This window comes from Actinotignum schaalii, assembly GCF_028864145.1.
GTDB classification, from domain to species: Bacteria; Actinomycetota; Actinomycetes; order Actinomycetales; family Actinomycetaceae; genus Actinotignum; species Actinotignum schaalii_B.
In genome coordinates this window covers 1-26,722 of sequence record NZ_JARBHJ010000005.1, presented here as the reverse complement: position 1 = coordinate 26,722, position 26,722 = coordinate 1, and the positions used below count along the sequence as shown (strand labels likewise).

Genomic DNA, 26,722 nt, shown 5'->3' with positions numbered 1-26,722 from the left:
GGTTCACATTGACTCGATAGATACATATATGGTGAAGCGTCCGCGCTGCGATGCGCCGAGCCATATTTTGACTTCACTACCTGATGGGAACAGATATGAAGCGTTTTGCGGGCGTCGCCCTGCTCGTTGCCGGACTCGCGCTGTCCGGATGCTCAACCAACCCGCCCTCCGGTGAGGCTTCCTCCCCCGCCAGTGGCCCGGCCCCGGTTCAGAATGCGAACCCGGATGCCTCGGTGCACGTTGGTTTTATTTTGGAACCCACCGGGCTGGATCCAACCTCGGTCTCCGGCGCAGCTCTCGATCAACTTGTTATCGATAATGTTTACGAAGGCCTCACCCGCCGCGCTGAAAATGGTGATATTTTGCCAGCTCTGGCCACTTCCTGGGATATTTCCGAAGATGGGCTCAGCTACACTTTCCATCTGCGCGAGGGCGTGAAATTCCACGACGGTTCTGATTTTGATGCCGCGGATGTGGTTGCCACCCTGGAAGCTTCAGCTGCCGAAGGTTCGAAGAATCCCGATCATAAGCTCATGCGCACTTTTAAATCCGCGCAGGCTTCCGACCCGCATACCGTCGTCGTCACCCTATCCGAACCGAATATGAATTTCTTGGACAGCATGTCCACGGATGCCGCCATGATGGTGCCCTCTGATAACACGGTCGATTTGAATAAGGAATCGAATGGCACCGGGCCCTTCACCATCGGTGAATGGAAGACCGGCTCCACCATCACCCTCGAACGCAATGACAATTACTGGGGCGATCCGGCCGGCACCAAGGAAGTGGTCTACCACTATTACGCGGATCAGACCGCCGCTGCGAACGCGCTTGCCTCGGGACAAATTGATATTCTCACCACCCAAAACACCGATACGGTGGAGCGTTTCGCGGCCGACCCGGCAATTATTACCTCGCAGGGCACGGAAACTTCATGGATGACGCTCGGCTTCAATCACAGCAATCCTGCGCTGGCAAATAAGGATGTGCGCACCGCTATCCGCAAGGGCATCGATAAGGATGGTCTCATTACCGCGCTGGGTGGAAATATGGTGCGGGTCGGCTCCATGGTCTCCCCCGAGATGGCCTGGTGGAGCGATTCCCTCAACGATATTGATTCCTATGATCCGCAAGCCGCCCGTGAACTGCTCAAGAAGGCCGGTGCTGAAAATCTTTCTCTCAACCTGCGGGTAGCCAATAATTACGATTCCGCTATTTCCGAATATATAGCGGCCCAGCTCAAGGAAATCGGCATTAATGTGACGATTGACCGGATGGAGTTTTCCAGCTGGCTCGATGAGGTCTACCGCGGGGGCAATTACGATATGACGATGGTGCTCCACGTGGATCCGTGGACGCTCACCTACTACTCCAATCCCAGCTACTACTGGCATTACGACAGCGCGGATGCTCAACGCCTCAATAAGGAGGCGATGACCGCCAGCTCGCTGGAGGAACGTGATAAGAAGCTCGGTGAGCTCGCCACCTTCGTGTCCGAAGATGCGGCCTCGGATTGGCTCTACAGCCCCAAGGCCATTATTTTCTCCCGGGAAGGGGTCTCCGGATTCCCGACCAACCGGACCGGTTCTCGCTTCTACGCCGCTGATATTCAGGTTGCGCGTTAATGGCTGAACCACTCGCGCTCGCGCAGGTGCCGGGGGCTAGTGCAGCTCCCGGCACCGTGGACCGCGAAACGGTGCTCCGTACCACGACGTCGCGTACCGCCCGCATCGTGCTCTCCGCGCTGGGGTGGGCGGTGGCGGCGTTGCTCCTCGCCTCCTTCGTGATTTTCTTCGCGCTTCACACCCTGCCCGGCGATCCGGCCGTTATCATGGGTGGCCTCGACGCCACCGACGCGCAAATTGAAGCAATCCGGGCCGAGCACGGCTGGGATCGTCCCCTCATCGTCCAGTATTTGAGCTGGCTCAGCGCCGCCCTCACCGGCGATTTCGGCACCTCTCCCTTTTCTTCCCTCTCGGTGACCCACGAGCTCGTGACGAAACTCCAGGTCACCGTGCCGCTTGCGCTGATGTCTTTGAGTTTGGCAGTTATTTTTGCTCTGGTGATCGGGGTATATGCCGCGGCTCGCTCCACCACTCTGGCCGGGCGCCTGGTCTCCTGGCTTTCCCAGTTGGGCATCGCCATCCCCACCTTCATCTTGGGAATGCTTCTCGTCATGTACCTGGCAACCCCGCTTCATCTTCCCTCCACCGGATTCCCGCGCGAGGGATGGGGCGATCCGGGAGCGGCGCTCCGTAGTCTCATCCTGCCCGCCATTACCTTGGCGATCCCGCAAACGGCGGGACTGGTGCGCTACGTGCGTTCCGCCGTATTGGAACAGCTTGGCCAAGATTATGTGCGCACCGCCCGTGCCCAGGGGATGAGCCGCCGACGCGCCCTGCTCACCCAGGCGCTGCGGAATGCCTGGCTCCCCCTCCTGGCTGTTATCGCCCTCGATGCAGCGGCCCTCCTCATGGGCACCGTGGTGGTCGAGCAGGTCTTTGCGCTTCCCGGTATCGGGCACCACCTGGTCGCGAGTGTATCTACCCGCGATATTGTTACCGTCCAAGGCTTCCTCATGGTGCTCTCCGGAGCGGTTATTCTCCTGATGATGCTCTCGAATGTGGCCTCCCGGCTCCTTGACCCGAGAGTGAGGTTGCGATGAGTATTCCTTCTCCAGCCCTGCGGGCCCTCTCCGCTACTTCTCCGTGGCGGGCCCGCTTGCGGGCCCTGCTGCGCAATCCTGCCGGCCTTATCGGCACCGCGGTGGTGCTGGCGGTACTGGCCACCTTTGTTCTTTCTTTCATCTGGGTGCCCTACGATCCGGAAAGCGTGGATTCGCGTGCCTCCTGGGCCCGCCCGAGCGGGGCGCACTGGTTTGGCGCCGATCAGCTGGGGCGCGATATTTTCTCCCTCATGGTGCTGGGTTCGCGGGTCACGGTGCTCACCAGCGTCGGAGGAGCTGTGGTGGCTCTGGTGGTCGGGCTGCTCCTCGCCTCGATTATTGTTTATGCCCCGCGGTGGCTCGGTTCCCTGACGGAGCGTCTCACCGATGTGTGGGTGGCTTTCCCCACCCTCATCATCGCCCTCATTCTCGTTACCGCATTTTCCGGTTCTACCCTCACGTCCACCGTTGCCATCGGGTTGGGCTCCGCTCCGGCGGTTACCCGCACCGTGCTGCCTGAATTGCGCCGTGCTACCGCCTCCGATCACGTGCTCCTGGCCGTGGCGGCCGGGGCGCGCTCCTGGTGGATTCTCTCGCGGCATATTTTCCCGGCGATCACTCCCACGCTTATTGTGCGCGTCACCCAAATCATGGGAACAGCCACGCTCGCGGAAGCCGGCCTGTCCTACCTGGGGCTGGGCACCCCTCCCCCCACTCCGTCCTGGGGGCGCATGCTCTCCACCTACCAGAGCTTCATGTATTCCCACCCGACCGTTATTCTTATCCCGGCCACCGCGATTGTCCTGACGATTATCGGATTCAACCTGTTGGGGGACGGACTGCGTGATGTGCTAGATCCGCGCGGAAGGGAAACGCGATGAGTCTTCTTGAGGTACGTAATCTCACCGTGGCTTTCGGTTCCACCGAGGTGGTGCGCGGAGTTTCCTTCACGGTGGAGGCCGGCGAACGGGTCTGCCTCATCGGTGAATCCGGGTCCGGAAAATCGATGACGGCAATGGCAATCCAAGGGCTGCTCCCCCGCGGGGCGCACGTGACCGGTTCGATTCGTTTTGAGGGGCGCGAATTGGTGGGCGCCTCCGATGCGCAGTTCCAGAAAATTCGGGGGCGCCGCATCGGCTGTATTTTCCAAGAACCGCATACGGCGCTCAACCCGGTGGTGCGTATTAAGCACCAATTGGTGGCGGCCTCGCGTATTCACGCGGGATTAAAAAAATCGGCGACGACGCAGCGGGCCAGCGAGCTGGCCCGCATGGTGGAGCTCCCTAGCCCGGAAAGCATTATTAACCGCTTTCCCCATGAGCTTTCCGGGGGCCAACGCCAGCGCGTGGTTATTGCCATGGCGATGAGTTTGGCACCCGCCCTCCTCATTGCGGACGAGCCGACAACCGCACTGGATGCCACGGTGCAGTCCCATATTTTGCAGCTCATGGATGATGCCGCCCGCGAACATAGCACCGCGGTTCTCATGATTACCCACGATATGGCGGTGGCCTACCACACCTCCGAACGCATCCTCGTACTGCGCCGCGGCGAACTGGTAGAAGAAGGGAGCGCCGCGGATATTTTGCTCCGTCCCGCGCATCCTTATACCCACGATCTTGTAGCAGCGGCCCGCGCCACCAGCTTGCAACGTCCCACGGTGCACGGAGGTGACCAGTCATGACAAGCACATCGGAAAAAACTTGGGATCCACGTGAGGCCGCCCTGCGGATGACTTCTCGGGCGCCGCTGGAAAAAGACTGGCCTGTCGAACGCGGGGAGGTCCTATTTAGCTGCCAGAATGTCACCAAATCCTACGGAAGCACCGTGGCTCTGGCACCCACGTCGTTCGAAGTGCGAGCGGGGCGGTCGCTGGGGATTATCGGCGAATCCGGCTCGGGGAAAACCACCTTGAGCCGCATGATGCTCGGCTTACTCGAGCCGAGCGGCGGCTCAATCACCTACCGGGGCCAGGAGGTGCGCTACGGAAAGTTGGGTGTTACCCGCCTGCGCCACGAAGTCCAATTAGTGCTGCAAGATCCTTTTGCTTCCCTCAACCCGCGGATGACGGTGGGCCAGATTATTGAAGAACCGCTGCGCCTGCTGCGCGTGCCGGGCAAGCACCGGGAGATGGTGCGTGATGCGCTGGCCGCCGTGGATCTCAACCCGGAATGGGGCTCACGCTATCCGCACGAGCTTTCTGGAGGGCAGCGCCAGCGGGTCGCTATTGCGCGCGCCGTGGGTTGCCAACCCAAGGTTCTTATTGCCGATGAACCGGTTTCCGCCCTCGATGTTTCGGTACGAGCCACCGTCCTGGAGCTTCTCCACGACCTGCGTGCCCGCCTGAACCTCACCCTCATTGTGATCTCTCATGATTTGGGCATTGTCCAGAATCTGTGTGAGGACACCCTGGTGCTGCGCGGGGGCACCGTCGTCGAATATGCTCCCACGGCGCAGGTTCTGGAGCATCCGCGTCACCCGGCCACCCGTGAACTTATCGCGGCAGTTCCGCTGCTACCTGAGCCACCGCAGCCCGAGACTGCCGCCCCGTCTATCACGCCATCCGAGGGAGACGATGACCTATGAGCTTGCGAATCCTGCACCTCTCCGATACCCATGTGCGGGCCGAGCGTGCCCGCCACTACGGAAAAATTGACACTTCCGGGCTATTAGAAGCGGCTGTTGCGGCCGCCGGCGAGCTCGCGCCCTGCCAGGCCATCGTGGTCTCCGGAGACATTTCCGATGACGGCACCCCCGCTTCCTACGATTTCGCTGCGCGAACCCTTGCACCACTGGCGGAACGGTGGGATGCGCCAGTGGTCTGGGCCTGCGGGAATCACGACCGGCGCCCCGCCATGCGCGAGGCCCTCGACCTGCCCGGCGCACCCATGGACCCTATCTTTTCCGTCACCGATATCACCGTGGCAGAAACACGTTGGCGTTTCGTTGCGGCTGACAGCTCCGTTCCCGGGCGCGGTTTCGGTTACCTCGGTGAACAAATCCACCGCATCGAGGACGCCATCACGAATGCTGATAGCACACCGGGGGTGGAGGGCGTGCCCTGCCCCGGTATCGACACCGCGCCCATCCACTCCGTTCTTGTCCTCCACCACCCGCCGTTGGCTGCCCCGACGGTGCTCCACGGGGCGCTGCGTCTCATGGATGCCCCGCGCCTGGCGCAGGGCCTGCAATCCTGGGAAGTGGCGCCCGCCGTGGTGCTGGCAGGGCATTACCACCTGGCCGGACGCGGGCGCGCAGGAGGGGTTCCCGTGGTGGTCGGCCCGGCCCTCGCCAACGAAACAACGCTCGGAAGGGGCCCCGAATGGGAAAGCGCACGAGCCCGCTCGGCTTTTTCGGTGGTGCAGATCAGCGAGGCCAGTATCCACCAGGACATCACCTACCTGGACGACGTCGCGGCCGCACTGCCCAGCGACATAGAGCCGGGCGAGGAGATCTTTGCCTATAGCCCGGAGGAGGTTGTAGCTATCGGCCGGCGAGCCGGGCGGCCCGGGTGGAGCCCGAGCGATCCGCTCGCCTGGGACGGGCCCGGCTCCTACCTGCTAGAAAATACGCTTTACGCCAGTTCGAAAGGACAGTGATGACTTCCCCACGCTTGCCCCTCGGCCTGCATAATCTTCGTTCCCTGGGAGGAACTCCAGTGGCCGGCGGGCATATCCGCGAGCGCGCCCTGCTACGTTCCTCAGCGGCTTTCCGCCACGATGAGAGCCTGGGAGATTTTTTGAGAGCGCAGGGCATCACCGGCGTGATTGATTTGCGCGACGACGCCGAACGCGCCGGCACCACCAATTGGGCAGACTACGGGGTGAGCGTTGCCTCCGTGCCTATTTTCAATAATCAGCTTGCCCACCTGGAATGGTCCGAACTTGCCGATTTGTATATGCAGATGGCCCGCAATTTCGGTGGGCAATTAGCGCAGGCGGTCACCGCGGTGGCAGAGCTATCCGCGGAAGGCGGGGTGCTTATCCACTGCACCGCCGGTAAAGACCGCACCGGGGTGGTCACCGGGCTGATCCTCTCCATCCTCGGAGCAAGCCGCGAAACAATCCTGGCGGATTACCTCACCTCCGCCACGGCGCTGGGCGAAAGCTACCAGGAGGACCTTGCCTTCGTCATGGGGCGCGAATATATCCCGGGGGCGGCCGCGCACCGCGCCGTCTACGTGACCGAAGAAGCCTTGAGCGCCGCCACGGTGCGCATTGAGGCGGCCGGCGGGGCGCGCGAATACCTCCTCGGGCACGGGATCGACCCGGCTGTTTTTAATCTGCTGCACGCCCACCTGGTGGAACCGGATACCGGCCTCTAACGGGGCGGTGCGCCATTCTGATAACGGGGCGGTGCGCCATTCTGACGGCCTCGGATACCAGCTACGGCGCCCGAAGCACCGCGCGCCGTAGCTGCGCCGTCGCCCCTCTCACGTACGGCGCAGTTTCCCGCAGCGCACGGGGCGTGAAACAATAGCCCCATGACTAGTTTTAACCAAGAGTCCAAACTCCTCGATCACACGGAGGTACCGGATCGTGCCACTCTCGACGGTCTTGAAACTACCTGGGGCGAACGGTGGGAGGCGGAAGGCACCTACGCCTTTGACCGCACCGCTACCCGTTCCGAAGTCTTTTCTGTAGATACCCCGCCGCCCACGGTCTCCGGCTCGCTGCATATCGGCCACGTTTTTTCCTATACGCACACCGATACCGTGGCCCGCTACCAGCGTATGCGCGGCAAATCAGTGTTCTATCCCATGGGCTGGGATGATAACGGCCTCCCCACCGAACGGCGCGTCCAGAACTACTACGGGGTGCGCGGGGATGCCTCTCTGCCCTACGACCCGAATTTTGTGCCGCCGCACCAGGGAGGCGCAAAATCCATTAAGTACGCGGACCAGGTGCCCATTTCACGGCGTAATTTCATTGAGCTGTGCTGGAAACTCTCCGAAGAGGACGAAAAGCAATTCGAGGCATTGTGGCGCCACCTGGGGCTATCCGTGGATTGGAAGCAGAATTACCAAACCATCGGAGCAAAAGCCCAGAAGGTAGCCCAAACCGCGTTCTTGCGTAATCTTGCGCGCGGGGAAGCCTACCAGGCGCAGGCCCCGGGCCTGTGGGATATTACGTTCCAGACCGCGGTGGCGCAGGCTGAACTTGAGGCCCGCGATTATCCGGGCGCCTATCATGCCCTTGCTTTCCACGGGGAGGGCGAGGATGTGGTGATCGAAACCACCCGCCCGGAACTGCTGCCCGCCTGCGTGGCACTCATCGCCCATCCTGATGATGAGCGCTACCAGCACCTCTTCGGCACCACCGTGCGCGTGCCCGTGTTCGAGATGGAGGTGCCCGTTCTCGCCCACCCGAAGGCGGAGATGGATAAGGGTGCCGGTATCGCCATGTGCTGTACCTTCGGCGACGTCACGGACGTGGAGTGGTGGCGCGAATTGCAGCTGCCGCTACGCAGCGTGCTCGGTAAGGATGGCCGGCTCGTGCGCGATATCCCCGAGTGGATTACTTCGGAGGCCGGGCACGCCATGTACGCGGAGATGGCTGGGAAAACCACGTTCTCGGCGCGCAAGGCTCTGGTGGAGAAACTCAAGGAAACCGGGGAAATGATCGGCGAGGAAAAGCCGACCATGCGTAAAACAAACTTCTTCGAAAAGGGCGATAAGCCTCTCGAAATTGTGACCTCGCGCCAGTGGTACATCCGCAACGGCGGGCGCTCCCACGTGGAGAAAAACGGCAAGGAGCTGCGCGATAACCTCATTGAGGCCGGCAATCAGCTGGCCTTCCACCCCGATTTCATGCACGTGCGCTACGACAACTGGGTCAAGGGCCTCAACTCTGACTGGCTTGTTTCGCGCCAGCGTTTCTTCGGGGTGCCGATTCCGGTGTGGTACGAGATTTCGGAGAACGGTGAAGTGAAGTACGACGCCGTCATCACCCCGGATGAGGCGAGCCTGCCCGTAGATCCTTCCAGCGATGTGCCGGCCGGGTACACCGAAGATCAACGCGGTAAGCCGGGCGGTTTCGCCGGGGAAACCGATATCTTGGATACCTGGGCAACCTCCTCCCTCTCCCCGCAAATCGCGGGCGGGTGGCTCACCGATGAGGATCTTTTCGAGCGCGTGTACCCCATGGATGTGCGCCCGCAAGGTCAGGATATTATCCGCACCTGGCTCTTCTCCACGGTGGTGCGCGCACACCTCGAATTCGGGGAACTGCCGTGGAAGCACGCGGCGATCTCGGGGTGGATTCTCGATCCGGATCATAAGAAGATGTCCAAATCCAAGGGCAATGTGGTCACCCCCATGGATCTGCTCGTCAAGCACGGTGCGGATGCGGTGCGCTACTGGGCGGCCTCCGCGCGCCTGGGCGTGGACGCTGCCTTTGACGAAAAGCAGATGAAGGTGGGGCGCCGTCTGGCGATGAAGGTGCTCAATGCCTCGAAGTTCGCGCTCGGTATGGGCGGGGCGGGTGCTCCGGTGTGTCTGGATGCTTCCCGCGTAACCGAACCGATTGACCGTGCCCTACTGGCAGATCTGGCGCACGTGGTGGAGGAAGCGACCGCCGCTTTTGATGCCTTTGATCACACTCGTGCTCTCGAAGTGGCAGAAACGGCTTTCTGGACCTTCTGTGATGATTACCTGGAGCTGGTCAAGGACCGTGCCTACTCGGATAGCCCCGAGGCGCAGAGCGCCCGGGTGACGCTGGCGCTTGCGGTGGATACCTTCCTGCGCTTGCTGGCGCCCTTTATCCCCTACGCCACCGCTGAGGTGTGGAGCTGGTACCGTACCGGCTCGGTGCACCGGGCGGCGTGGCCGGAGGCGGCGCCTTTGCGCGAGGCGGCTGGTTCCGGGAATGCGGAACTGCTCGAGATCGCCGGCCAGGCCCTCACGGTGCTGCGCGGCGTGAAATCCGCAGCGAAGGTGTCGCAGCGCACCAGCTTCGCTCGGGTCGAGCTACGTGGGAATACCTCCCTGCTGGAGGAGGTGCGCGCTGATCTGGTGCGCGCCGCCCACGTGCGCGGGGAGCTCCGCTTCACCCCGGATACGGAGGCCAGTGACCAGATCACCATTGGTGATTACGAACTGGATGAGCCGGAGCCGAAGCGGAAGTAGTACCGTAAGCGCCACGGCGCATCACGCGTAGCGCTACGTACAACTGAGCGAATTCGGGTGGCGGGTCTGCGAGAGCGGGCCCGCCACCCCCGTATTCGCGCTAGAACGCGCCACCAGGTAGCCTTCACCACCACACCGTGTCTTGCGCCCCCACAGGTAGGTCCCGATGATGAGAAGATTCTCATCATTGTTTCCTAGCCCCGTCATCTCGCTCCGGTGTACTAAAGGCATGACAACTCGTGTGAAACTTCTTGCCGTGCTTCTCGGGCTGGCGCTCCTCGGTTTCTTGGGGATGCAGCTTGCTCACGCCGTGAGCGGGAGCGGTACCCAGTCTGTGGGCCCCGCAGTTACCGTCACGGCGCCTTCCTCCACTTCCGCTACCACCACCGGTGCTGGCAGCGCCGCTTCGGTTGCTTCGCCCGCACCGACGCGCCCTCCGCTCAACAACGCACAGCGTGCTACCCTGCGCAGTCTTTTGATTGATGTGGCCGAAAATGCGCACCAATTCGCCAGTGGCGCTTCAGATAGTACGACGACGGCGCCCGCGGGCACCGTACCAGCCCCCGCGAACGTTGCTCCGGCACCGGCTCCTTCTCCGGAACCGGCTGCGCTGGCTCCCGCCCCGCAGCGGGTAGCTCCCGCCCCGCAGCGGGTAGCTCCCGCGCCCGCACGCCCCGTCCCGCCCCAGTACTCCGATGATGATTGGGGCAGCGACGATGACGATGCCGACGATGATTGGGATGATAACGACGACGATGACGATTGGGATGATGGCGACGACTAAATCATCTGAATACCTCGGTGCTACCGCCTGAGCTAGCAGCCCGATCCTTCTCTGAGAAGGCCCCGCTGCTCTAGCTCAGGCGGTAGCCCATTCCACGCACCGTTTCGATGCGGTCCCGCCCGATTTTCCCACGCAGGTAGCGCACGTACACATCCACCACATTGGAACCGGGATCGAAATCGTAGCCCCAGACCCGGGAGAGGAGTTGTTCGCGGGAAAGCACCTGCCCCGGGTGGCGCATAAAGGTTTCCAGCAGGGTAAATTCGCGGGCGGAGAGCTCCACCTGTTTCCCGCCTACGTGGGCGTGGTGGGAGAGTAAATCCAGGATGATGCCGCCGTGGGAAAGCTGGGTGGCGGAGCTAGCTGGCGCCGGGGTGGCTGCGGCGTCGCGCAAACGCAAACGGATACGCGCGAGGAGCTCTTCAAAAGAAAAAGGCTTCGCCATGTAATCATCGGCCCCGCCCTCGAGCCCGGCTACGCGGTCCGTCACGGAGGTGCGGGCGGTGAGGAGAATAACCGGGGTGTCCAGGCCCTGCCCGCGCAGGCGCTCGAGCACCGCGAATCCATCGATATCGGGCAGGCCAATATCCAAAATAATCAGGTCAAAAGGAGTGTGAACAGCCAGATCAACGGCCTGCCCACCGTTTGACGCGGTGGTGGAAGTGTAGCCGGCTGCTTTCAGGCCTTTCGCAATAAAGCGGGCAATGCGCTCTTCGTCCTCGACGATGAGGATGGTGCTCATCTTGCTCCCTTCTCCGGTTGTGAGGCTATCACGATTCCAGGTAAACGCTGGGCAAACTCAAGGTGAATACGGAACCTTCCCCCAACCGCGAGCGCACCGTGACTTCCCCACCGTGAGCCCGCGCGATGGAGCTAACAATCGCGAGCCCGAGCCCGGAGCCTTCCGAACGCCCAGTATTACGCCCACGCGCAAAACGCTCCATAATACGTTCGGTATCCTCCGGGGCGATCCCGCAGCCGGCATCTTCCACCGTGAAACTCACCCGCCCCGCTACCACGCTTGAAGAAATCTCCACCGGGGTGCCTTCGTCGGAGTATTTGACCGCATTCGCCGCCAATTGCAGCACCGCCTGGGTGATACGCTCCGGGTCCAGATACGCCTGCCCACTGGCCACGGCGCCCAGGTTCCAGGCACGCGGGCCCAACCCGGTGGCTTTATCGAAAATCCGCTCCGTGAGCGCGGCTAGGTCAATCTCGCGGGGCGCCACAAAATCGGATCGTTCGGCTTTCGCGAGGGTGAGTAAATCCCCGACCAGTGAATTCATGCGGTCGAGTTCTTCGAGGGCCAGGGCGCGGGTATCCGCGGCATCACTCGGGTCGTTGGCATCCATGAGCTCCAGGTGCCCGCGCACAATCGTGATGGGGGTACGTAGCTCGTGCCCGACGTCGTCTAAAAGTTGGCGCTGATCGGCGTCCATGGTTTCCAGGGAATCGAGCATGGTGTTCATCGCTGTTGATAGCCGCGCCAGGTCGTCGCGCCCTTCCACCGGGACCCGTCGGGACAAATCAGCATTGGCGGTAATATTTTCGGCCGTGGCGCGCAGCTGCTCCACGGGGCGCAGCAGTTGCCCCACCAGCCGCCACGCGATGGCGACGACGCCGATGACCGCCACCAGGTAGACCACCGCCAGCACCGTCATGAGATTCCAGATACGGGCGCTGATGACGTCAAGAAGGTACACGTGCACGAGGGCGCCGGGCTGCGAGCCGGAAAACTGTACCGGGACCACGATATAGCGGTATTCGCGCTGGGCCCCCGCGTAGGTCCCCATCGTGATCTCTCCGCTGCGGGTGAGTGGGAGGAGGTGGCGCACCAGTCCGGTGTCTTCCTCGGGGCGCACCGGGCTGGTATCGCCCCCTACCCAGGCGACTCGCCCGTCCACAATCCCCATTTCCCCTTCGGCTTCGGAGAGCACGGTGCGCGAGAGGTAGGTTTCGATGAGCTGGGATGGCCCAGCGAAGGGCTGCCCGGTTTCCGGATCGACTCCGTTCTCGGCCAGTACCCGAAACTCATCCGCCACTCGCACCAAGGTGGCGTCCACCTGGGCACGCCACATGCGGCTCTCGGTGAGGACGACGGCTACGCCGGTTGCCGCCAGCACGACCGCGACGAGCGCGACCATGGTGGCGGCAATTCGAAAACGAATCGTAATAGGACGTGATGTCACATTGTTTCCCGTTCGACGGCGGCGGTCGGGAGCGGCACGGTGTGCACGCCCGTTCGTTCCAGCTTATTCCATTCACTGGCTTTTCCGCGTATTTCTAGCCAGATAGCGCGCACCGTGGCGGCGCTCATCATCCAGGAGAAGGGGAGCCACAAAGGCAAGGCGGGTAGGAGGCGCAGGTCGCGCCAGGCGCGATCAAGGATAAGGGAGAGCACCGTTACCACGAGGGCGACCACCAGTCCTGCCCCCACCAGTACATTCATCCAGTGCGGTGCCGCGCCACTGAGTGCTGCCACCGCCCACACCGCGAGGGTGACGACCTGGAACACCGGGGCAACAAGGAGTGAGAAAAGATTGATAGGCAGGTAGGCATCAATGGGGCGCCGCCACGGGGAGGTGAGGCGGGAGCGGTGGATGCGAGCGGTCTGGATGAGGCCGCGTTGCCAGCGCACCCGCTGTTTCCACAAGGCCGGCAGGGTGGCGGGAACTTCAGCCAGCACGAGGGCATGGGGCGCAAATTCCACGTCCCAACCAGCAAAGTGAATCCGCCAGGTAAGCTCCAGATCCTCCCCCAGGGTATCTTCCCGGAAGCCACCTACCCGGCGCACCGCATCAGCACGGAAAGCCCCGGAATTTCCCGCCACGATGGGGAGCATCCCCAGCAAGGCGAGCGCACGGCGCGTCATCCCTGTCCCGACGTGAGTCATAAGGGCGAGCAGCGCGGTGAGCGGACCGGTAATATTGACCGGCTGGTCGTTCCCGCACACAGCACCCACCCCGGGGTGGCGGAATCCGGCCAGGAGCTCCGGAATGGTGGTGGAAGTGAAAAGCCCGTCGGCATCCACAAAAATGAGGATCTCCCCGGTGGCATGGGCAATACCGAGATTGAGGGCGCTGCCTTTCCCACCATTGGTCTTGCTCAGGAAGGTGACGCGTGGATCGCTGGTGAAAGGTGCCGCAACGGCGGCAGTGGCGTCCGTGGAGCCATCGTCGACGACGATTACTTCCAGCCGGCGCCAGCCAGTGGCAAGGATGGAGCGCAGGCAGGCACCGAGTACCACTTCCTCGTTATAGGCCGGGATAATAATCGACACTTTCGTGTGGGCACCGTAGAGCGGACGGGGCTGCTGGCGCATCTCCCCCAGGATCGCAGCCGGGTACATCATCCAGGTCACCGCGGTGAGGATGAGGGTAGGAACGGCAAGAATGAGGAGCAGGGTGGTCATGCGGTCACCTCGACGGTGCTGCACGGTGCCAAAGTAGCCTGCGCGGGTGCGTAAGCGTCCAGGAGCGCTTCCAGCAATTCGGGTGCGTGAGCGCTATGCGCGCCAAAACGGGCATTGATTTCGATGAGGGCGGGGCGGCCTTGGGTATCGCGGCGGATATCAACGTCGGCCGCTCCGTTCAGGCCCACCGCCCGAGCCGCAGCGAGCGCCAGCTCGGCAACGTCCGGGGCCTCCACGCGCCGAACCCCGGTCGCGTTTCCGTGCTGACCGGAAGCCAAGCTAGTTTTTTCTAGTACGACGACGGTGGGGCAACGCCGCGCGTTATCTCCCGCGCCGTTCGCGGCCCCGTTCCGTCGCCGGCTTCCCGGGGCAGGCAGATACAGCTGCGCGCAGTATTCGGTTCCGGGGAGGAAGGCGGAAACTATCTCGGTCTCGCGCAGTGGCACGGTGGGCGGGAATGATGTTTCCAGGCGTACCCCGCGCCCGCCGCGTGCCACCCGCGGGCGTACCACGTAGGGGAAACCGAGCCAGTATGCGCCTTCTTCGGTGAGGGCAGGGCCCTCCAGGCTGCGAGGCACGGCCAGGCCACTACTCTCCGCTACCCGATGGGTGAGCCATTTATCGGCAGCAATCGCCACCGCTGCGGTGGGGGCTACCGCAATGCGAGCGCGGTGAAGCAGCGCGGTACGGAGCGGGGCGAGAACGGAGAGTTCTTCATCCACCGTGGGGATAAGGAGATCAATCGAGTGTTCCTCACAGATAGCGGCCAGAGCACTCACAAAATCCGGGGCGGTGGCGGGCGGGCACCGGAGGATCGTCGCGCCATCGGCGCGGGGACGGGGCGCCATATCGACACCAAGCACCGAAATTCCCCTGGCTCTCAGCTGGGTGAGGAGGGAGGATCCAGCCGGGCCACTGGCGCCGGTGACAAGCATGCGCGGGCGGGAGCTGAGAGGTGAATGATTCATCATAATGGTCCTTCGATAGAAGATGGAGGGGACGGGGCAACGGGGCGGGGTGGTGCGACGGTGCTAGTGGTGCGTGCGGTATAGCAGACCACGCACGGGGCAACGGTGCCCACGGCGCGCGCAGGCGCACGGAGCGACGGCGCTCGCGGTGCGGGCAGTGCAACGGCGCAGGCACGGTGCAGGCAGGCACCCCGGGCTGAGAGCACGCCACGATGATCTAAAGCACGCCCCGGAAAGCGGGAATGCGTACCGCTTCAAAAGCTTCCGCGGCCTCCATTTTGGCTTGTTCGCCCCGGAAATTAGCTTTGGCGGTGAGGACGTCACCGGCCATATACGGCTTGTCCATCTGGTCGGCGTGGATGGCTACCCCGGCGCTTTTCACCCCGGTGTAATCGGTGATATCCACGAAGACCTGCGGGGAAAAGTTCGCGGTGGCGGAGGGTGATTCGTAGCAGAGAATCGCCGGGTGGCGCCGTCCGGCCCGCATGGTGGCGCGGTGCACGGCGGTGTGGTCCTGGTGCTGGTCGTGGGCTGAATGGGTGAAAATAATATCCGGGTTGAGGACGCGGATTTTTTCTTCAATAGCGGCGGTGAGAGTATTTTCGTGTTCGGCGAGGCAGGTATCGGGTAGGCCGAGGGTGCGCAATGAGGTCACCCCGAGGAACGTACCGGCGCGCTGGGCTTCCCCGGCCCGCTCCCCGGCATTACCTCCCACCGCACCGTCCGCCACCACGATGGCATGAATCTCATGCCCCGCATCGGCCAAGCGCGCCAGAGTACCCCCACATGCCAATTCCAGATCATCAGGATGCGCCCCGACGGCGAGAATACGGCGCGTGGGCGCCGCCGCCCCCACCGGAATCCAGCCACTTACCAAGAGAAGGAGCTGGGTGGCCAGCGCCGCAACGGAGCCCAGGCTCACCCACCGCTCCAGGTTCGCGGGCGCATTCCCGCCCAGCAGGGCGATATTAGCCGGAACGAGAAGGAAAGCGCTTCCCAGCGTGAAAAGCTGGAGAGGCCGGAAGGCACGGATGCGTCGTCGTACTGAAGTTTCAAGAAGGACAACGGACAGTGCCGCCACAAGTAGCAGCACGGCAAGCAGAGCATTCAAGGAGATCGTCATGGCTCCAGTGTTCCGCCCCGTGTTAATATCGCGGTGAGGAGGTAATGAGAACTCTCTCATCGTGCCTCCACCCCCGTTTCCCGCGCGTGCCGTACACTTTACTTACTCACGCGTAACCTTGAGGAGAATCATGGCCGAAATCGAGCGGACTGAAGTTTTCACTCCCGGAAAGATTCATATCACCGATGAAATGACGATTCCGTGGGTTTTCCGTAATATCGCACGCGAACAGCCCGAGCGCACCGTGGTGGCGCGCAAAGCCTCGCTGGGGCAATGGGTGCCGGTGGCATGGAGGACTTTCGAATCCGAATATCGCGCGCTGGCACGCGGTTTTATCGCGATGGGCGTCCAGCCCGGGGATCGTATCGCTCTCATGTGTCACACCCGCTATGAATTCTGCGTGGTTGATTTCGCGCTGTGGTCCATTGGTGCGATGGCCGTCACCGTGTACGAAACTGATTCCACGGAGCAGGCTCGCTGGATTGTAGAAGATGCACACTGCCGTTTTGCCGTCGTCGAAAACCAGCAGATGGCCGCCGTTATGGCGCCTTTCCGTTCCGATTTTGATTTCTTTAGCGATATTTTCGTTATTTCTGATGATGACCTGGCCCGGATTTCCGCGCGCGGCACCATGGATCTCGATGCTGAGATTGACCGCCGTATCGATGCGATGCATGCCGACGACGAAGCTACCGTCATCTACACCTCTGGCTCGACCGGTCGGCCTAAGGGCGTGGTTCTCAGCCACCGCAACCTGCTGCACGTGGTTATTAACGGGCCGCTGGATGATAACCTCGCCCCGATCCTCTCCGGCGAGAAGCGCACCCTGCTCTTCCTCCCCATGGCCCATGTTTTCGCGCGCTTTATTAACCTGGTGGCTTTCTACGCGGGCAATACCATCGGGCACTGCCCTGATACTCATAACCTCGTCGAAGATATGAAGTCTTTCAAGCCGCATTACATTTTGGCAGTGCCGCGTGTTTTCGAAAAGATTTACAACGCGGCGGATGCCCAGGCCACCGGCGTGAAACAGAAGATTTTCCGCTACTACGCCAAGGTGGCTATCGCCTATTCGCGGGCCCTCGATAGCGCAGCCGGGCCTTCGCTAGCGCTGCGAGCCCAGCATGAAGTAGGCGAACGCCTCGTCTACTCCAAGATTAAGGACATTACCGGCGGGAACCTGGAGAATGTGATTTCGGGTGGCGCGCCGCTGGGTGCGCGACTCGGGCATTTCTTCCGCGGCATCGGGATTAATATTTTCGAAGGCTACGGCGCAACGGAAACATCCGCACCGACCACGGTGAACCGCTTCAACCACCAGCGAATCGGCTCGGTGGGACCGGCCTATCCCGGATGCCACGTGGCGATTGATACCGACGGCGAGGTGCTTGTCAAGGGCGATCACGTTTTCCACAAGTACCTGAATAATCCGGAAGAAACCGCCAAAGCTTTCACTGAGGACGGCTGGTATCGCACCGGTGACCTCGGCAAGATCGAAGATGGCTTCGTGTGGATTACCGGGCGGAAGAAGGAACTTATTGTGACCGCCGGGGGGAAGAACGTCTCTCCCGCAATCCTGGAAGACCGACTGCGTGGACACCCGCTTATTTCGCAGGTGGTTGTAGTGGGTGATCAGCGGCCTTTCGTGGGTGCGCTTATCACCTTGGACGCGGAGATGCTGCCTATCTGGCTGAAGAATAAGAATCTGCCGGCCATGTCCGTTTCGGAGGCCGTGCACGATCCGCAGATTATCGCCGCGGTGGATCGCGCCATTAAGCGCACCAACGAAGCGGTTTCCCGCGCAGAATCCATCCGTAAATTCGTTATTCTGCCTATCGACTTCACCCCGGAGAACGGCTACCTCACCGCCTCCCTCAAGGTGAAGCGCACCGCGGTGCTCCGCGATTTCGCCACCGTGATCGGGCGCGATATTTACGGGGATAAGGGCGATAAGAACCGCGATTAGGTCATAGTTCGGCTGGGAGCGGGGCGTGGGCTACCTTAGTCCGCGCCCCGACTCGTTTTTCCTTGTGCGGGGCGAAGCTAGTGCGCGCCTTCATCGCCAGCTTCACGCTCAGCGCGCTGAGCCTGAACAACACGGCGAGCCTGCGCAGCACGAGAAGCGCGGGAAATACGCTGGTGATCCTCGACGGCCCGCGAGGTGATGACATTATGCACCCGCACCGCGAAGTCGGGATCTAGCCCCGCCCCGCGCGCCAGCTCGGCAATTCGAGCGTGCTGGACACCTTCGCGCGCCATATCGCGAGCGGGAAGCCGGTAGCGGTCCTTGAGGCTCCCCACGGCATCGGTCACCTGCTTGCGTTGCCCCAGCAGCTCAATAAGCTGGGCATCCAAAACGTCGAGGCGCGCCCGCAAAGCCCCGAGTTCCGCGGCGCAGCGTTCTGCATCCGGATGGCGCCGCATCCCTTCGCCGCCCACTAAGCGCTCTTCCGTTGCGCAGCGGAAACAATCTCCACAGGTGCACCGTCCGTGACCGCCGCGCGGGTCACAATCACTTCCCGGACATCCTTGCGGGAAGGCACATCAAACATGGCCGGGCCGAGTACCCGTTCCATAATGGAGCGCAGCCCGCGGGCCCCGGTGCCCCGTTCCATAGCTTCACGTGCCATGGCACGCAGCGCCTCGTCCTGTAAGGTCAGGTGCACCCCGTCCAGCTCGAACATTCGGGTGTACTGCTTGACGAGGGCATTGCGCGGCTCGGTGAGGATCTGCACCAGGTCGTCTTCGCCCAGCGCTTCCACCGTGGCAATAACGGGCAGGCGCCCCACCAGCTCCGGGATGAGGCCGTATTTGTGGAGGTCCTCCGGGGTGACCTGCGAGAGCATATCCGAATGGGCGTCGGCGTCGTGCAATTGTGCCCCGAAACCGATACCGTGGCGCCCTACGCGGGTAGATATAACATCTTCCAAACCCGCAAACGCACCGGCGCAAATAAAAAGAATATTCGAGGTATTGATCTGGAGATAGTCCTGCTGGGGGTGCTTGCGCCCGCCCTGCGGCGGCACCGCCGCGACCGTCCCCTCCACAATTTTGAGGAGTGCCTGCTGCACGCCCTCCCCCGACACGTCGCGGGTAATGGAAGGATTTTCAGATTTGCGCGTGATTTTATCGATTTCATCGATGTAAATAATGCCGGATTCGGCCTTTTTCACATCATCACCGGCAGCCTGCACGAGCCGCAATAAAATATTCTCGACATCTTCGCCCACGTACCCGGCTTCGGTGAGAGAGGTGGCATCCGCGATCGCGAAGGGCACATCAAGCATCCGCGCCAGCGACTGGGCAAGATACGTTTTCCCAGTTCCGGTGGGTCCAAGCAGCAAAATATTGGACTTGCCGAGCTCAACGGTATCCTCACCATCGGCGGGGCGCGGCGCAGCTTTGGCGCGCAAACGCTTGTAGTGGTTATACACGGCAACGGCGAGCGTGCGCTTCGCGGCATCCTGCCCCACCACATACTCATTCAAAAACGCGTAAATATCAGCGGGAACGGGAAGCTCATTCGGGGAAAAACCATCGTTTTCCTTCCCGAATTCCTCGGCGATAATCTCATTGCATAGCTCAATGCATTCATTGCAGATATATACACCCGAGCCGGTGATGAGTTTCTTTACCTGGCGTTGGGTTTTCTGGCAGAACGAACACTTGAGAGCTTCTGCTGCATCGACGGTCGCCATGTTCCTCCTTGCCTCGCGGCCGCGCCGTACGCGCGTCTTCCCTATTTCACCGCATCTTCGCCCAAAGGTCACGTTCCCACGCGGGGCGCCAGGTCAGTGAGATGTACGACGACGCAGCTCCCGCGCCGTGCCCCGCCGCCCCATGCACGTGGGCGGGCAGGAGCACCTGGCCCCTACCCGCCCATGATACGCGCTACTGCCCAGAGCTACAGCCTGGAGCACAAGAGCGCGAATTTTATTAACCGTTGGTTACGGTATCCGCATTTTTACGCGATTCGAGCACGTTGTCCACCAGGCCGTATTCCTTGGCCTGCTGGGCGGTGAGGATCTTATCGCGCTGGATATCTGCCCGTACCTGATCGGGAGATTTCCCGCTGTGGTGCGCCAAGGTGTTGACCAACCATTCCGTCATGCGATCAAGCTCATCGGCCACGATAGAAATATCGGTGGCTTGGCCTTGCATGCCCTCCATGGCGGGCTGGTGGATGAGCACCCGAGCATTGGGAAGCGCCAGGCGCCGGCCCGGAGAGCCGGCAGCCAGCAGCACCGCCGCCGCGGAGGCCGCCTGCCCCAGGCACACGGTCTGAATCTGCGGCTTGATGTACTGCATGGTGTCGTAAATAGCGGTGAGCGCGGTGAAGGAACCACCCGGGGAGTTGATGTACATGGTCACCGGGGAGTTCGGGTCCATCGATTCGAGGACGAGCAACTGGGCCATCACATCATCGGCCGAAGCGTCATCCACCTGCACCCCGAGGAAAATAATGCGATCCTCGAAAAGCTTCGTGTAGGGGTTGGAGCGCTTGTACCCGTAAGGGGTGCGTTCTTCGAAATCGGGAAGGACGTAGCGGTTGGAAGGCATCGGGCCCGCGCTACCGTAGCCGAAACCGGCGCTGGGAGCGTTGCCAGCACCGTAGCCGGCAGCCATCATGGCGGGCAGGTTACCCGCGGCTCGGAAATTCATCGTCATGAGAGCTCCTCCCCCGCGTGGCTGGCTTCGAGTGCGCCGTCGTTATTATCGCTATTCGGCTTCTTGAGCATGACCTGCGAATTGGAAATAATGTGATCCACGAAGCCGTATTCCAATGCTTCCTGCGCGGTGAACCAGTGATCCCGTTCGGAATCCTCCAGGATCTGTTCCAGTGATTTGCCGGTGTGCTTAGCGTTAAGTCCGGCAAGTTCTTCCTTCATCTGCAAGATGAGATTGGCGTTGATACGAATATCAGCGGCTACCCCGCCGGCGCCGCCCGAAGGCTGGTGCATAAGAACGCGGGTATGCGGGGTGATATAACGCTTACCCTTGGTACCAGCTGAGAGTAAGAATTGGCCCATCGAGGCCGCCATACCCATAGCCACCGTCACAACATCCGGTTGCACATACTGCATGGTGTCAAAAATGGCCATACCCGCGGTGACCGAGCCACCCGGAGAATTAATGTATAGGTAAATATCGCTCTCCGGATCCTCCGCGGCAAGGAGCATCATCTGGGCGCAAATCTGATTCGCATTATCATCGCGAACCTCCGAGCCGAGCCAAATGATGCGTTCCTTGAGGAGGCGCTGGTAAACAGCATCGCCGAATGCTGAAGGCTGGTTATTATCCCGGCCTTCCATGCGAGGTGATGTGGTCACGGTTTTCCTTCCTCGGAACCCCCACGCGGAGATTCCATACTCGTATGCGACTTTAACGCCCGCGGGCCACCGCGATCATCCTGGCTCGAGACTTTTTCGCTGATGGCGCATGGTTGGCGCCGCCACGGCGCCGCCACTGAGAAAAAGAGCGGGAGGGCATCGAGGTGATTCTCGCTGCCCTCCCGCTGGGGAGCTGGCTAGCTACTAGCCGCTGGTAGCGGACTGCTAGCGGTTGACGGCCGGGCGGTCAGCACCCGCACCGTTCCAGTCACCGGCGAGGAAGATATCGCCGGCGCGGCCGAAGCCGAAGCTGGCCACCGCGGCGCCTTCACCCACGTTCTCACGCAAGTGCCACACGTTGCCGCGGACCACGCCAATGCCATCCACACCGTCTCCATTCCAGTCGCCGGCGAGGAAGACGTCACCGGGCCGGCCGTAGGAGGAGGTGAACTTGGCCTGGGTGTCAGCGAAGGAACCCTGAGCGAAGACAGTGTTCCCACGCCGCACCGCGAGTTCATCGCGCCCGTTGCCATCCCAGTCACCGGCCACGATCTGGTCACCGTGGCGCCCGAAGGCGACCGCGGCCGTGTGGTTGCCACCCGCCAGGTCATCGCGCACGTACACCGTGTTACCGCGCCGCACCCCGATGGTGTCCTTACCATCCCCGTTCCAGTCGCCGATAACGATCTCGTCATCCGCGCGGCCGAAGGAGAACTGCATCTGGGCATTACCGGTGGCGGCATTGGTCAGCAGGAAGGTGTTACCGCGGCGCACCCCGGGGGTGTCCACGCCGTCGCCGTCCCAATCGCCCACGAAGATGGTTTCACCGGCACGGCCGTAGCTGGTCACGCGGTCGGCATTACCACCCGCCAGGGCGGTGGAGCTGAAGAGCAGGTTACCCTGCGGCGCCGCCGGCTTGCTCGGTTCTTCACTGGGCTTATCGCCCGGTTCCGTAGGCTCCGTGCCCCGCGTGCTCGGCTCCGTCGGCTCAACGCTCGGCTCGGTACCCGGTTCTTCGCCACCGGGTTGCTCGCCGCCCGGGGTTTCCCCGGCGCGCGCGGTCAGCCACTTGCTCGAATCAAGCGGTTCGCCCACGAGGCGGACTTCACCAACGCAGCCCTGGAAACCGGATTCACGCACACCGGCGTAGGAGCCCGCGCCAAGGACCCACGGCAGGCCCTGGGTGCCCACGCCCACGGTACCCGGCGAATTACGCAGCACCGGCACCCCATCCACGTACATGGTGGTCATCTTGGTTTCCGGATCGTTGACCACCGCGAGGTGGAGCCACTGATCGCGCGCCACAATTTCACCCGACCACGCCGAAGATTCAGCCGGGGTGGGCTTCTGAGAATCCACGAAGGAGAACTGGATTTCAGCCAAATTGGACATTGCCCACGCGAAGGGCGGTTCTTCACCCTCGGTGTTGTTGTAGCCAGCGATGTTCTGGCGCTGACCATCGCGGGAGAGCCAGGCCATCCAGGCGTTGTTCTTGTTATCGAACTTCGGGGAGATCTTGATGAAGGTCTCGAAGGTGAAACCGTTCTCGAAGGTCTCATTATTGACGGCGGCATCAGCGGCGGTCACGAAGTTATTCCACCGTGCGTTATCACGCCCACCATTGGCGAAGCACACCGCGCCGGCATTGGCCGAGAGCGGGTGGTGGTCACGGGTCCATACGACGTCGCCTTCTTCGGCTCCCTTGGAACCGGGCTGGTCCAGCGGGGCCCGGGTGAAGTTATCCCCACCCACGGCATCCACGATGGCTTCACCCACGGCAACCGGGGTGCCCTCGGCCTTATCCACCGGCATCTTCCAGTGGGCCACGGTGCTGTCCACCTTCGGGTAGTCCTCCGAACCGGTCGGGGCGGTGGGGGTAACCTGGGTCGGCGCATCGTAGCTGGCAAGCCACTCGCGCAGCTGCGGCGTCGTCAAAGAAGCCTTCGTATCAGCAATAACGAGGTTCGGGAAACGTTCCGCGAAGTTGAAGTCGAGCTCAAAGGTTTGGCCCGGGCCGGTGAGAATGGCCTGGTCGTCGGGAACAAGGGTGTCCTTAGCCTTGGTCATGACCCAGGGCGAGAAGGACGTCTGGTAAATCTTATTACCCGGCAGGTCGAATTCCACCATGCCCATGTAGCCGTTTCCACCCATGTAGGCCATCTGGTAGTCCATGAGGACCTGGTAAACGGGATGGCCGGCGTCGTTCGTGCGCGTCCAGGTGGTCGCGCCGTGATGGTGGCCGTTGAAGGTGAGGAACACCTGGTCGTGATGACGGATGACCTTGTTCCATACCTTTTCACCGAACTCGGTGGCCAGCGGCGTCACGCCGTCGCCCTCCACGTTAATGAGCTGGTGGGAATTGACGATCGTGGGGGTATTCGGGTGCTTATCGAGCACATCGGAAGCCCACTGCAAGGCATCATCCTGAGCCTGCCAGGACAGGTTCATCACCAGGAAATCTTGACCGTTCACCTTGAGAATGTGGTATTCGTGCGCCCCGGACGGATCACGTTCCACGAAGGTGGAATTCTTGGCGGCACGCTCACCGCTGAACCATTCCTTATAGGTGCCGTAGCCGACCGGGTCGGTATCCGAGGCGTCGGCCCCGACGTCGTGATTACCGGCAAGAATCGAGTACGGGTGTCCCGCGTCTTCCAGAATCTTCATCGCCTTATCGGCGATTTCCCACTGCTGGGGACGGTTGTACTGATCGACGATATCGCCCAGGTGCATGGACATCTTAATGCCGTATTTCTCAGCGTTCTGCGCGATCCAGGAGGTCTGGGCGGAGAAGGGTTCGCTTCCGTACATGGCACCGAATTGGTTACCGGTTTCCGCGGTGGCGTAGCGCGAGTAGAACTGGGTATCAGGAATGACGCCGAGGGAGAAGTTCGAGAGCGGGGTCTTCTCTTCCGCCTCGCCGGTGCCGTCCTGCGGGGTGCCAGCCAGCGGATTACCTTCCGCATCCAGGTACACGGTGAACTGCCCGGAGAGCAGCTCGCGGCGTTCCACCTTTTCCACCTCGTAAGTGTCATCGAGGACCGGGAAGAGTGAGATGGGGGTCATCACCATTTCCGCGGCCGGTTTCGCTCCGGAATCGAGGGCCGGACCGGCGTAGGGCTGAATCTTGATATCCAGGTGTCCGTAGTGCTTTCCACCGGAGATGAGCTTCTTCACGCCCGCCTCGTTGGTCTTCCACATTTCCGGTTCGTTGGCCTGCGCCATCCACACGGAGTGGGAGTTGAAACGCAGCGGTTCGAAGGCACCGCCCTCCCCCGTCTTGACCATTTTTTCGCCGCGCAGGCCGTCGGAAGCTACGCCAACGTCCCAGTGGTAGACGCCCACGCCGTCGCCCGCTTCGTCCACGTAGGAGGCCTGGAACATTTCGTCATGGCCGGAGAATACGGAGGCGACATTGTACTTTTCGAAAAGCGGCTGGAGGTGGCGCATGGGCACACCCGGCTGGCTGTCGTGGAACTTGTGCCCCATCGGGGTGCCGTGCACGCCGTTGGAGTAGGCCACGTGGTGGTACTGCACGATGATGATCTGGCCCTTGGCGCGAGCATCAGCCAGCTGTTCCTCGAGCCAGCGGTACTGATCCGAACCGGGCATAAAGCTGGGCTGGTCCACCGAATCCGGGGCCGCATCCGGGCCCCACCAGCCGGCCGCCACCGACTTGGGGAAGTCCCGGGCGTATTCCTCGTACGGGAAAACGCCCTGGGTATCAGTCCCGAGCTGAGCGGCGGTAATGCCTTCGTCATTGCCTTCGATCTTGGCTTCTTCGGGCATCTTATCCGGTGTCTGATCGGTGCCGTTAGTCGAATCGAGGCTGATAATGGTTACCGGTCCCATATCGGTGCGGTGGTAGGCATCGCGAGCATTCGCATTATCCGAGCCGTTGGTATCAAAAACCTGGTTGTAGGCGGCGCGCGCCCTCGCTACCGCGGTGCGATCATCCGGGCTGCCGTAGCCGTACACTTCGTGGTTGCCCAGCGAGGTGATAACCGGAATCGAATCGAGGAGCTGGCCTTTATCACCGGCGAAGTAGCGGAACCATTCATCCCAGTGGCTTTGCGAGGAAGCACGTTCGGCGATATCGCCGGGCAGCAGCACCAGGTCCGGTTTAGCGGCGGCAATGGCGGCGTTATTGATTTCCTGCGCCTTATCCTCGGTGAGCATGTAATTGACGGCGTACTTGCCGTTACGGGTGGCGCCACCGAATTTCTTATCCCAGGCCGAGTCCTTCCCCGGGCGTTCTTCGGAGCCCTCGGCCAGGTTGAGGGTCTGTTCCCATTCGCGGTAGGTCACGCGCCCGATGGGATCAGTTTCGGTATCAGAGAAGGCAATGAGATGAAGCGGTTCCGTAATCCCGGCTTTTCCGTCCGGGAGGGTACGGAGCGTGGCGGAATGCGCGTAGCCGTCCACCGTGACCGTGTAGGTGTAGGTGGAGCTGGGCTGGAGCTCTTCCACGCGCTGGCTGTACTTGTAGGGATGATCGGCGCGAATCCAGGCGCCCTGAGGTACCGATAGCGCCTTCCCGCGGCTGAGGGTACCCTGCTTGAGTTCGTAGTCCTGGTAATCATTGACCGGGTTCTGCACGCCGGCCACCGTATAGGTACGCCCTTCGGCGGGCAGGCCCGGGCCGGTGATGGTGAGAACGGCATTATGGCCCAGTTCCGTAAACCAGTTAATCGTCATCTCGTGGGCACCGGGGCGCTGCAGATAGGGCAGCACCCGGAAACCGGGACGCGGATCCATGGGCTGAGTCACTCCGTCAACGACGACGGGATTCTCATTCGTAGAGGCGAGAGCCGGAGAATCGACTCCCGGGAGTACTGGGTCGGCTACGGCTGGCACGGTAAATGCCACCCCGACCGGCACTAGCGTAGCGGCAGCTAGAGCCGCTACTGCTCGACGCACGTGTCGCATGAATATCCTTCGCTTTGAGCTAGTCGGGGCGCGGATTGGCCCGACTCGGAAACACGCGTTTCCATTGCTCAAACTATTGAATTCGCCTTAATGAGCCGTAAACATCCTCTTAATTTAAGGAGCCCCGATTGAATATCACATTGCGACGTTACTACGGTGCGGCTGTGCGGCGGGGCATGGCGGCACGGTGCGGCGCACCGTATGCGCCGTGGTGGTACGACGACGGCGCAGCTGCGCTGCGCGAATACGCGTGTGGGGGGGGGGGGGGGGGCGCCCCCCCCCCCCCCCCCCCCCCCCCCCCCCCCCCCCCCCCCCCCCCCCCCCCCCCCCCCCCCCCCCCCCCCCCCCCCCCCCCCCCCCCCCCCCCCCCCCCCCCCCCCCCCCC

The 26,722-nt window shown here is 62.0% G+C and carries 21 protein-coding genes; 10 read left to right on the top strand and 11 right to left on the bottom strand.

The features are described from left to right. Positions 1 to 95 precede the first annotated feature (95 nt). The 8 genes from PWJ82_RS01865 to valS all read left to right on the top strand — a co-directional run bounded on the left by PWJ82_RS01865 (position 96) and on the right by valS (position 9,791). Entirely contained in the window at positions 96 to 1,625 is a 1,530-nt protein-coding gene (locus PWJ82_RS01865) for an ABC transporter substrate-binding protein (RefSeq protein ID WP_274734003.1), read from the top strand. Next, a complete protein-coding gene (locus PWJ82_RS01860; protein WP_274734001.1) occupies positions 1,625 to 2,665 on the top strand; it encodes an ABC transporter permease in 1,041 nt (346 codons plus the stop codon). The genes PWJ82_RS01865 and PWJ82_RS01860 overlap by 1 nt, the downstream gene beginning before the upstream one ends. Then, positions 2,662 to 3,546, top strand: a complete 885-nt coding sequence (locus tag PWJ82_RS01855) for an ABC transporter permease (protein ID WP_274734000.1) — start codon at positions 2,662 to 2,664, stop codon at positions 3,544 to 3,546. Before PWJ82_RS01860 ends, PWJ82_RS01855 begins: the two co-directional genes overlap by 4 nt. Beyond that, on the top strand, positions 3,543 to 4,349 hold the full coding sequence (locus PWJ82_RS01850) for an ABC transporter ATP-binding protein (protein WP_274733999.1): 807 nt from the start codon (positions 3,543 to 3,545) through the stop codon (positions 4,347 to 4,349). The genes PWJ82_RS01855 and PWJ82_RS01850 overlap by 4 nt, the downstream gene beginning before the upstream one ends. After that, the gene (locus PWJ82_RS01845) at positions 4,346 to 5,251 is read left to right on the top strand and encodes an ABC transporter ATP-binding protein (protein WP_274733997.1); all 906 of its coding nucleotides are present in this window, start codon (positions 4,346 to 4,348) and stop codon (positions 5,249 to 5,251) included. The genes PWJ82_RS01850 and PWJ82_RS01845 overlap by 4 nt, the downstream gene beginning before the upstream one ends. Continuing rightward, positions 5,248 to 6,264 carry a metallophosphoesterase gene (locus PWJ82_RS01840; protein WP_274733995.1) on the top strand — a complete coding sequence of 339 codons (1,017 nt, stop codon included), beginning with the start codon at positions 5,248 to 5,250 and terminating at the stop codon, positions 6,262 to 6,264. Before PWJ82_RS01845 ends, PWJ82_RS01840 begins: the two co-directional genes overlap by 4 nt. Beyond that, positions 6,264 to 6,989 (top strand): tyrosine-protein phosphatase, encoded by a 726-nt coding sequence (locus tag PWJ82_RS01835; RefSeq protein WP_126134982.1) that lies wholly within the window; start codon positions 6,264 to 6,266, stop codon positions 6,987 to 6,989. The genes PWJ82_RS01840 and PWJ82_RS01835 overlap by 1 nt, the downstream gene beginning before the upstream one ends. Positions 6,990 to 7,148: 159 nt before the next feature. After that, positions 7,149 to 9,791, top strand: a complete 2,643-nt coding sequence (gene valS / locus PWJ82_RS01830; RefSeq protein WP_274733993.1) for a valine--tRNA ligase — start codon at positions 7,149 to 7,151, stop codon at positions 9,789 to 9,791. Positions 9,792 to 9,824: 33 nt separating this feature from the next. Here the strand turns inward: valS and PWJ82_RS01825 are convergent, their stop codons facing one another. Further along, positions 9,825 to 10,022 (bottom strand): hypothetical protein, encoded by a 198-nt coding sequence (locus PWJ82_RS01825; protein WP_274735061.1) that lies wholly within the window; start codon positions 10,020 to 10,022, stop codon positions 9,825 to 9,827. Between PWJ82_RS01825 and PWJ82_RS01820 the strand changes: the two genes are divergently transcribed. After that, positions 10,021 to 10,575, top strand: coding sequence for a hypothetical protein (locus PWJ82_RS01820; RefSeq protein ID WP_274732788.1), 555 nt, complete (start codon positions 10,021 to 10,023; stop codon positions 10,573 to 10,575). The two genes, PWJ82_RS01825 and PWJ82_RS01820, sit on opposite strands and share 2 nt — an antisense overlap. A gap of 70 nt (positions 10,576 to 10,645) precedes the next feature. Here PWJ82_RS01820 and PWJ82_RS01815 read toward each other — a convergent pair whose 3' ends face one another. The 5 genes from PWJ82_RS01815 to PWJ82_RS01795 all read right to left on the bottom strand — a co-directional run bounded on the left by PWJ82_RS01815 (position 10,646) and on the right by PWJ82_RS01795 (position 16,078). Then, positions 10,646 to 11,317, bottom strand: a complete 672-nt coding sequence (locus tag PWJ82_RS01815; protein ID WP_274735059.1) for a response regulator transcription factor — start codon at positions 11,315 to 11,317, stop codon at positions 10,646 to 10,648. A 28-nt stretch (positions 11,318 to 11,345) separates the two neighbouring features. After that, the gene (locus tag PWJ82_RS01810) at positions 11,346 to 12,764 is read right to left on the bottom strand and encodes a sensor histidine kinase (RefSeq protein ID WP_274735058.1); all 1,419 of its coding nucleotides are present in this window, start codon (positions 12,762 to 12,764) and stop codon (positions 11,346 to 11,348) included. Next, on the bottom strand, positions 12,761 to 13,987 hold the full coding sequence (locus PWJ82_RS01805; RefSeq protein ID WP_274735056.1) for a glycosyltransferase: 1,227 nt from the start codon (positions 13,985 to 13,987) through the stop codon (positions 12,761 to 12,763). The genes PWJ82_RS01810 and PWJ82_RS01805 overlap by 4 nt, the downstream gene beginning before the upstream one ends. Further along, positions 13,984 to 14,958, bottom strand: a complete 975-nt coding sequence (locus tag PWJ82_RS01800; protein ID WP_274735054.1) for a hypothetical protein — start codon at positions 14,956 to 14,958, stop codon at positions 13,984 to 13,986. The genes PWJ82_RS01805 and PWJ82_RS01800 overlap by 4 nt, the downstream gene beginning before the upstream one ends. Positions 14,959 to 15,172: 214 nt before the next feature. Next, positions 15,173 to 16,078 (bottom strand): PIG-L deacetylase family protein, encoded by a 906-nt coding sequence (locus PWJ82_RS01795; RefSeq protein WP_274735053.1) that lies wholly within the window; start codon positions 16,076 to 16,078, stop codon positions 15,173 to 15,175. Positions 16,079 to 16,208: 130 nt separating this feature from the next. Here PWJ82_RS01795 and PWJ82_RS01790 point away from each other — a divergent pair, with 130 nt between their 5' ends. Further along, entirely contained in the window at positions 16,209 to 18,044 is a 1,836-nt protein-coding gene (locus tag PWJ82_RS01790; protein ID WP_274735052.1) for an AMP-dependent synthetase/ligase, read from the top strand. A gap of 77 nt (positions 18,045 to 18,121) precedes the next feature. On the opposite strand, the gene PWJ82_RS01785 is transcribed toward PWJ82_RS01790, so the two are convergent. The 5 genes from PWJ82_RS01785 to PWJ82_RS01765 form a co-directional block, all read right to left on the bottom strand. Beyond that, the gene (locus PWJ82_RS01785; RefSeq protein ID WP_274735051.1) at positions 18,122 to 18,502 is read right to left on the bottom strand and encodes a chorismate mutase; all 381 of its coding nucleotides are present in this window, start codon (positions 18,500 to 18,502) and stop codon (positions 18,122 to 18,124) included. A gap of 14 nt (positions 18,503 to 18,516) precedes the next feature. Further along, positions 18,517 to 19,776 (bottom strand): ATP-dependent Clp protease ATP-binding subunit ClpX, encoded by a 1,260-nt coding sequence (clpX, locus tag PWJ82_RS01780; RefSeq protein ID WP_274735049.1) that lies wholly within the window; start codon positions 19,774 to 19,776, stop codon positions 18,517 to 18,519. A 238-nt stretch (positions 19,777 to 20,014) separates the two neighbouring features. After that, entirely contained in the window at positions 20,015 to 20,704 is a 690-nt protein-coding gene (locus PWJ82_RS01775) for an ATP-dependent Clp protease proteolytic subunit (protein ID WP_081637309.1), read from the bottom strand. A 38-nt stretch (positions 20,705 to 20,742) separates the two neighbouring features. Next, a complete protein-coding gene (locus tag PWJ82_RS01770) occupies positions 20,743 to 21,390 on the bottom strand; it encodes a ClpP family protease (RefSeq protein ID WP_039898292.1) in 648 nt (215 codons plus the stop codon). A gap of 243 nt (positions 21,391 to 21,633) precedes the next feature. Beyond that, on the bottom strand, positions 21,634 to 26,337 hold the full coding sequence (locus PWJ82_RS01765; protein ID WP_274735048.1) for a metallophosphoesterase: 4,704 nt from the start codon (positions 26,335 to 26,337) through the stop codon (positions 21,634 to 21,636). Positions 26,338 to 26,722 lie beyond the last annotated feature (385 nt).